Annotated in this window: 8 protein-coding genes; 3 read left to right on the plus strand and 5 right to left on the minus strand. The window is 66.1% G+C overall.

What is annotated here, in order from left to right; genetic code table 11:
• Positions 1-1031: hypothetical protein (locus tag ABIV12_RS15430; RefSeq protein WP_348060923.1), on the minus strand; the 1031-nt coding region annotated here is incomplete at its 3' end.
• Between the two features lie 148 nt (positions 1032-1179).
• Entirely contained in the window at positions 1180-3519 is a 2340-nt protein-coding gene (locus ABIV12_RS15435; protein ID WP_348060925.1) for a winged helix-turn-helix domain-containing protein, read from the minus strand.
• Positions 3520-3640: 121 nt separating this feature from the next.
• Here ABIV12_RS15435 and ABIV12_RS15440 point away from each other — a divergent pair, with 121 nt between their 5' ends.
• A complete protein-coding gene (locus ABIV12_RS15440) occupies positions 3641-4087 on the plus strand; it encodes a phosphotransferase (RefSeq protein ID WP_348060927.1) in 447 nt (148 codons plus the stop codon).
• A 190-nt stretch (positions 4088-4277) separates the two neighbouring features.
• On the opposite strand, the gene ABIV12_RS15445 is transcribed toward ABIV12_RS15440, so the two are convergent.
• The gene (locus ABIV12_RS15445; protein WP_348060929.1) at positions 4278-5204 is read right to left on the minus strand and encodes an MBL fold metallo-hydrolase; all 927 of its coding nucleotides are present in this window, start codon (positions 5202-5204) and stop codon (positions 4278-4280) included.
• Positions 5205-5383: 179 nt separating this feature from the next.
• On the opposite strand from ABIV12_RS15445, the gene ABIV12_RS15450 reads away from it, so the two are divergent.
• Positions 5384-5671 (plus strand): GIY-YIG nuclease family protein, encoded by a 288-nt coding sequence (locus tag ABIV12_RS15450; RefSeq protein WP_348060931.1) that lies wholly within the window; start codon positions 5384-5386, stop codon positions 5669-5671.
• Positions 5672-5775: 104 nt separating this feature from the next.
• A complete protein-coding gene (locus tag ABIV12_RS15455) occupies positions 5776-6519 on the plus strand; it encodes a DUF1223 domain-containing protein (RefSeq protein WP_348060933.1) in 744 nt (247 codons plus the stop codon).
• Between the two features lie 30 nt (positions 6520-6549).
• Here ABIV12_RS15455 and ABIV12_RS15460 read toward each other — a convergent pair whose 3' ends face one another.
• A complete protein-coding gene (locus ABIV12_RS15460; protein ID WP_348060935.1) occupies positions 6550-7257 on the minus strand; it encodes a PIN domain-containing protein in 708 nt (235 codons plus the stop codon).
• A gap of 191 nt (positions 7258-7448) precedes the next feature.
• On the minus strand, positions 7449-7789 hold a 341-nt coding region (locus ABIV12_RS15465; protein WP_348060937.1), incomplete at its 5' end, for an oxygenase MpaB family protein.

Genomic DNA, 7789 nt, shown 5'->3' on the forward strand with positions numbered 1-7789 from the left:
GTGCCGACGATCACGCCGGACGCATTGATCGCCACCGCGACCGAAAAATCGACGAAGACGCCTGCATCATCGACGACGTTGAAGAGGTTGTAGGTGACGTTGTCGCGATACACCCACGCGCGCAGGCCGGGGATGGCATCGTTTGCCGTACCGATGCCGGCCGTGCCGACCACCACACCTGCATTGTTGATCGCGGTCGCGCCGCCGTTGTCCTGGTCGAGCGTTGCGCCGGGGATTTCGGAAAAGGTGCCGTCTGCGGCGAACAACACCGGGACCAGTTTGGGCGTTTCGACTGCCAGACCGATGCCGACGGCGATCCCCGCATCATTGACGGCGTTCGCGCCGGTCGGGACCGTCTCGGTGTCGGCGCTCATCGACGCAACGACTGGAACGCCGACGTCGCCTGCGGTCGCGTGAATGTTGGAGACGTGCTGGTTCCAGCGGCCGACGATGTGGCCAGAGGCATTCACTGCGGCCCAGCGCGCCTGCTGGTCGGGGACGGTCCCGTCCTGGATGCCGTAGTCGACGAAACCATCGGCCGCCGTCCATACGAAAGCGCGTGAAGGCGCTCCGAAGCCGCCGACAATCGCACCGCTGTCGTTGATGTCGGCCGGGTTCACCGCGACGCCCGAGTCGGCGCCGATGGTCGTGTACGTCGTCGGGGCGGTGATGTCCCACGCGATTCCAGCGGTTGGATTCACGAAGTCACTGGCCGTGCCGACGACCTGGCCGAGGTTGTTGATCGCGTAGGCGATGCCGTCGACATCGACGCCAGCCGGCAGCGCCAGTTCGTGCATGCCGCCGGCGTCCCAGAACGCCGCGTGCCGGACGAAGTCCTGATCGGACCAGCTGCCGACGATGACGCCCGCGTCGTTGATGTCCTTGACCTGAACTGCCGTCGAATCGGGCACGTCGAGCAGCTGGAGGTGGTAGAGAGGCGCGGTGCCGGCGCCGGCATTGGCGCAGGCCAGCACCGCCGACACGCCGGTGAACACGCGCGATTGGAGGAAACGTAGTGAAGAGGGTGTCATCGTGGGAAGCCTCGCAAGCGGAACGGGTCGGCGGACGCTCCCTCCTTCCTGCGGAGACATCGCCGTTGTCCCGAGCCTCCGCCACCGGCCGATGATCTGCATGTAAAAAGCATGTAGCGCGTGTGTGGAATGCCGTTGTGGCGATGCTTCAGTGCGGAACGACCGGCGCCAGAGGCCGCTCTCCGGCGAGGGTGCGGGCAGTGCGTAGCGCAGCGTCGGCTGCTGGAACCCTGCCGAGGGCGGTGTAGATGCGCGCGCCGGTCAGGGCCGAGCGGGCGTCACGATCCGCCCACGGAGCGACCCGTCCGTTCACCGAGACGGCTTCGTCGATGCGCCCCGCGTCGATCAGGTGCTGCACGTACGGTTCGCCGACGAGCACGGTCTCCTCCGGAATGCCGCGGGCAGTCGCCAGGCGCATCGCGTCCGCGTACAGGGCAAATGCACCCATCGACGGACCTTCGGCGATTGCCTGGTCCGCTTCGGCCAGCACCACGCGCAGATGGTCGAACGGTTGCGGCGCTGCGTCGCTCCAGCTGCGCATGCGTGCAAGCTCGACACGCGCGTCGGCGAGCGAGCGACTGCGTTGCAAGGCGCGGACGCGCGTCAGCCATGCACTGGCATAGGTTTCGCGGTTGCGCGATTCCAGCTCCGGCGCCAGCGCGAGGCCGGCCAGTTCGGCGGCTTTTGCCGCGTCGCCGCGCATCAGTGCGATGTCCGCGGCCAGCGCATTCGCCTGCGCACGCACCACGGCATCCTTGATCCGGTCGCTGGCATCGAGTGCGCGCGAGAGCAGGATGTCCGCATCACTCAGCCGTCCGGCTGCCGCGAAAGCCGAGGCTCGCGCGAGCGTCAGTTCCCAGCGCTGGCGACGGTTGCCACCGTGTTCCTCAAGCGGTGCAATGCGTGTCGCAGTCGCCACCGCGCCGGCGTGGTCGAGCAGCGCGAGTTGAACGTCGACCAGCGCGACCAGCGACGCGCCAAGGGCATCCTCCGCGCCAAATTTCCCGAAGCGTGCGCTCGCGCTCTGCAGCAGTGGCTCGGCGGTGGCCATCTGCCCGCGCTGCATCGCAATGATGCCGAGATTGAGATCGACCGCGGCGACCCCGAACGCGTCGTTGCCGGCGTCGAGCAGGGTGCGTGCGCGGCCGTAATCCGCGGCCGCGCGTTCAAGCTGCAGGCGCTGGCTGGCAACGCCCCCGCTCCCGATATAGGACTTTGCGAGCACGTCGGGCTCGTTGGCGCTCGTCGCAAGTCGGATCGCCTCGGCGTATGCGCGATCGGCATCGTCGATGCGCCCGAGGCGGTAGGCAGCCGCACCACGCGTGTTGAGCGCGCGGGCGCGCAAGGCTCCTGCGCTGTCCGGGGCGAGGTTGGCGAGCAGTTGTTCGGTGTTCCTGAGGGAGCGCTCGTACTCCCCTGCAAAAAAATCGATCTTCGCTTCACTGAGCGCGATCTCCGGACTGCCGCGCACCGCCGGCGCGGCGACCGCGATCAATTGACGGGCGACATCGAGCTGGCCCGACAGCACCGCGGCGTTGATGCGTTGGCGCAACGTCGACTCCGCGACCGCAACCGAATCGGAAGAATCGGTCGACGGCGCGTGACCCAGCTTGATCAGCAACTCGTCACTTGCCGCGCTTGCCGCGGTCATTGCATCGTCGGCTTGTGCGACGGTTTCGAGCACGCGGCCTGGCGCGCGCAGCGCGAGGCGTACCGTCCAGCGCCCGTCCGCGAGCGTCACCGCGGGTTCGATCACCACGTTGGCGGGCAGGCGCGCACGATCGAGCGGGCCGCCGCGTGCGGCATCGACCAGGGCGACAACCGATTCGCTCGGCATGGTGGCCAGTGCCCCGCGACGCAGGCGCGTCGCGACGAGATCCATCAATCCCAGTCGCAGCCAGTCCCATTCCGCGGTTGCCGCGACCGTCGCGGGAAGGACCATCGCCGCCTCGCTGACCGGCGCGGCTGCCATCGGCCGCACCATCGGCGGCATCGGGCGATCCCTCCACGCCGCGGCGAGGAGCGCGACGACGACGACCGCTGCAATCACCAGCGACCAGCGGTTTCGATGCCGGGTTTTCGCAGCAGTGTCGACGACGCGTTCGGCCTCGCGCAGCGGCAATGCAGCGGACGGTGGGCCGGCGGGAATGTCGGGCCCCGGCGCCTCGTCTTCGTGCGTCCCCTCCATCACCCAGCGATAGCCGAGTCGCGGCACCGTGCGAATGATCCGCTGCGCGTTGCCGTCGTCGCCGAGCACGCGGCGCAGGCGCATGATCGCGTGACTGAGCGACACCTCGCTGACGTCGACGCGGCCCCACACTGCGGACGCGAGTTCGTCGCGCCCGATCGGCCGATCCCGGTGCCGGACCAGATAGATCAGACAGTCGATCGTGCTCACCGGTAGCGTAATCCGCTGGTCGCCATCAAACAGCTCGCGCGCGTTTGGGTCGAGCCGGAATGCGCCGAAGCGGAGGAACGTTGTCGCCATTGCTCAAGTTTACAGGCCGCGCGAGGAGTTCCTGTTCGGACGGAGATTCCGCGTGCGTGGCGAGTTCGCGCGAAACTGCAAAGCGGCGATAATCGGCGCACTGCATTTCGCACGCCTCGCCATGTCCAATCAAACCATCACCAGGCACGACTGGTCGACGCTGATCCCGCATCGAGGCGCAATGTGCCTGCTCGACGACGTGGTCGGCTGGACCGATGCCACCATCCACGCGCGCAGTGATTCGCATCGCGACCCGGCCAATCCGCTGCGCAGCGATGGCCGCCTGCGAGCGCTGCACCTGTGCGAGTACGGCGCGCAGGCGATGGCGGTACACGGAGGACTGCTCGCACGGGCCGCCGGCGGCATTGCGGCGCCGGGGTTTCTCGTCTCGTTGCGCGCGGTGGAGTTGAAAGTCGACCGTGTCGACGACATCGCCGGGTCGATCGACGTGTACGGCGAGCGCCTGATGGGCGGTGAAGGCAGCTGGCAGTACGCATTCCGGATCGAATACCAGGCCACATTGCTCGCGAGCGGACGCGCCGCCGTGATGGCGCGTCCGCTCACCTGAAACCGGTGCACGTGCCAACGCTGGTTTTCGGGGCGTCTTCGAGTGAGAGCGGAGCCATCGAGCGCATCGCGACGCCGCTGCCGTCAATGCCGGCGATCCAGCAGTCAACGAAAAACGCTGTCCGTTCCGACGTCTGCGCATGCCGCACAGCGACGCACGTGCGCGCGTCAGCCGGCTTCACGAACCCGGTTCAGTGCGCCGCGGGCGCGTAGCAGCCGAGGTCGTGCGCGACGTCCACCGGCCCGTGGTACAGGCCGCGAATTGTCGCGACGTTCGCGTCCATTGCAGCGAGGCTGCGCTTCATCCAGTGGCTCAGCACCACGCGTCCGACGCCGGCCGCTGCCGCATGCTGGCCGATGCTTGTCGGGGTCGCGTGCAAGTTTGCCGCCACTGCGTCGCTGCCATCGGCAATGGCCGTGTGCATCACCAGCAGATCCGCGTGCTCGACCATTGTCCAGAACATCGGGTTGTTGCCGTTCTGGTCACCGCTGAATGCGATCTTCGTTCCATGGCTCTCGACCAGATAACCGAGCGCGGGCACCGGGCCGTGATGCACCGGTGCGGCCGTGACGCGCAGATCGGGGAGATCAAGCACGCGCCGGGGCGACTTGCGCGCGACATCCACTTCGATCACCGGCTTCAGCGGAAACTGGCTGTCGCCGTCGAGTGCGCCGGACAGGTACGCAAACGCACCATCGGAGGGCCCGAACTCGCGCCGAAGAAAGGTTTTGATGCCGGGAAATTTATTGCCGGCCGACGGTCCGGCAACGGGCAACGCACGCGTTCGATCGGAGAAAAAGCCGGCTTTCACCAGCGCGGGAAGATCCGCGACATGGTCCGCATGCAGATGGCTGATCGCGACGAAGTCGAGGTCGTCGAGCGACGCACCTGCTTCACCAAAGCGCAGGAACACGCCGCCGCCCGCATCCACCAGCACGCGACTCTTGCCGTCGATCCATACGAGGTATCCACTGCTGGCACGGTCCCGACCAGGTTCAGGGCCGCCGGAACCGAGCACCTGCAATGCCATCGGTCCGGCGCAAGGGTCATCCGCTCGCGCAGGCAACGCGATCATGCACAAGAACCAGGCCAGCGCGGTGAGAAGGATGCGTGTCATGTCAAAGGGCTTCCGATGGCAGGGTGGCAGCGTCGGCGCGCATGCACTGTTGACCGCAGCGTCGGCGACATCCTTTCACACGGTCACGGTCAGGATGAACGCCGCTCGATGAACAGTGCGCTGCGCGCGGCCTGCGACCGCTTTATAGTTGCGGCGTACTGCACACAGGACGATTTCCCGTGAAGACGCCGTTGCACGCCGGCACCGACGACATCAGCGCCGCGTGGTTTGTCTACATCCTCGAGTGCCGCGACGGGAGCCTCTACACCGGGATCGCGATCGACGTTGCGCGTCGCTACGCAATGCATGCAGCTGGCAAGGGTGCGCGCTACACCCGCGCCCACCCACCGGTGCGGGTGCTCGCGACGTTCGCGCATGCGGATCGTTCCGCGGCGCTGCGTGCCGAGTACGCGATCAAGAAACTGTCGCGCGGCGAGAAGCGCGCGTTGTGCGCCGCGGTCGTCTGATCGCGCCGGCATCGTCGATCGACGGCGCGGGCTCCGAACGCGCACCTTGAAAGGTTTCGGGAGATCCACGGGTCATTCGATACACAGCCATCGGAGATCCGACCATGCGCATGACCGCCATCGGCGTTTTGTTGACGCTTGCCACTGCATCCGCCGCCCACGCCGACTGCTCGGTGAGCAGCGGTACCAAGCGCGCCCACCTGGTCGAGCTTTACACCAGCGAAGGCTGCAGTTCGTGTCCACCGGCCGATCGGTGGCTGGGCGCGTTACGCGCCGATCCGCAGCTCATCCCGCTTGCGTTTCATGTCGATTACTGGGATTCGTCGAGCTGGTCCGACCGTTTTGCCGACCCACGCTACGCACAACGCCAGCGCGCGATGGCCGCCCAGTCGCACAGTACGACGGTGTACACGCCGGAGGTGGCCGTCGACGGTCGCGAGTGGCGCAACTGGAGTTCCGGCCAGGTGCCGGCATCGACGACGGCGAGCCCCGTGCAACTGACGCTGCACGTCCAGCCGGGCGCTTCGCTGCACGCACGCCTCGATGCAACACCGGCCGTGGGCACCGACGCCGGCGCGTATGTCGCGTGGTTTGCGCTGAGTGAGGATCAGCTGACGTCAGCCGTGCGCGGCGGCGAGAACCGCGGCGAGGAACTGCATCACGACCACGTGGTCCGCCGCTTCATCGGCCCGCTGAAACTGGATTCCGCACAGGCGACAATCGACGTGCCGACCGACTTGCGTCGCGACCACGCGAGCGTCAGCGCGTTCGTGCAGCGTGTCGACGGCGGCGATGTCGACAATATCGTGCAGCTTGCGTTGCAGTCGTGCGCAGCCGCACCAGGATGATGGAGCCGACGTCGCACGGACGATGTGTCATCACAGCGAGTAACCCACCTTGGTGCCGGACACAGTGATCTTCTTCTGGTCCGTGAGACTCTGAATGATCGATGCCGTGGCTTTCTGATCCAGTCCGGGCTTGAACCATGATTTGATGGATGATTGCAACGTCGCAAGTTTTGCCGGCTTGGCTTTGTTCATTCCCTTCAATCGCTTGATCACTTCGGCCACTCTCGCAGACGCTGCCGGCATCTTCGGAGCACTTGGCTCCTTGTCGGCGACCGGCTCGAACGCAACGGCGACGTTCGCACCACGCGTGGCCTTCACGGAGACAGGACCGGGTTTTTTCACAGCCGGTGCTTTCACCGGCACCTTGATGGCGATACTCGCGGAGCCCGGCAGAGCGTCCAATCGCTTGCACCTGATCTGCAGCCCGTTCACGTGTTTGACCAATGGGTCGAAGCCCGTGTCTTTGGAAATGATCGTGAACGCTGCATCCGCATGCTCCGCTGCGAGGCGGCCCATATAGAACGCAACGTGGAAATCCAGTGCGTTCGAGCCGTTGCCCGTGATCTGGATGTAGTCGGCGTCCTGTCCGAATGGTCGAAGTGCCTTGACCAGTTCCAGTGGCAGCTTCGACTGGTTCTGCCCAAGAAAAATCTTGATGTGACAGCTGCCTGGCGTCAGGGAGCCCAGATTCTGGATCTGCACATTCTCGAAATCGATCAGGAAATAGTGGCGGTCCATGGTTTTTCCACGTCGTTGAGCATCAGGGACGCATTGTGGGACTTTGGAATGTCACGGCAAGCAGCCGCGGACGGAGACATTCCAACAGGTTTCGTGCCATGCGTTCTCCACTCGATGCCGCATGTTCCGTGCGCCCCCTGAAAATAAATCCGCGCCAATGCGGCGATCGGACTGGGCGCCCTGTTGCTGGACTACGGCGACGCCGCCGAGCATCCCGCCGAACGCTCGCTCCAGCTGGACAGAATGGCAGGCGAGATGTTCATCCGCCGGCACGCGCGTGGCGCAATGCCGTCTGGCAACGCGACACGAAAGAGCGGCGCCATCGAACGGAGCACGCTGGCGGAAACCACCGACTGCGCACGCTGCAAGGGACCGTGGCCGAGCATCGAGCGCGCCCACTCCGGCAACAGCGCCGCGCCAGCCCCAAGGAACAGGTTGCGTGAAAGGCCGGCCGCGGGGACGGGCAGCCGGATGCGCGAGAGGACCGTGAGCACCTCGCGCGAGCGCGCGTCAAACGTGAGGTCGGCGCGAA

This window comes from Dokdonella sp., assembly GCF_039926425.1.
Lineage (GTDB): Bacteria > Pseudomonadota > Gammaproteobacteria > Xanthomonadales > Rhodanobacteraceae > Dokdonella_A.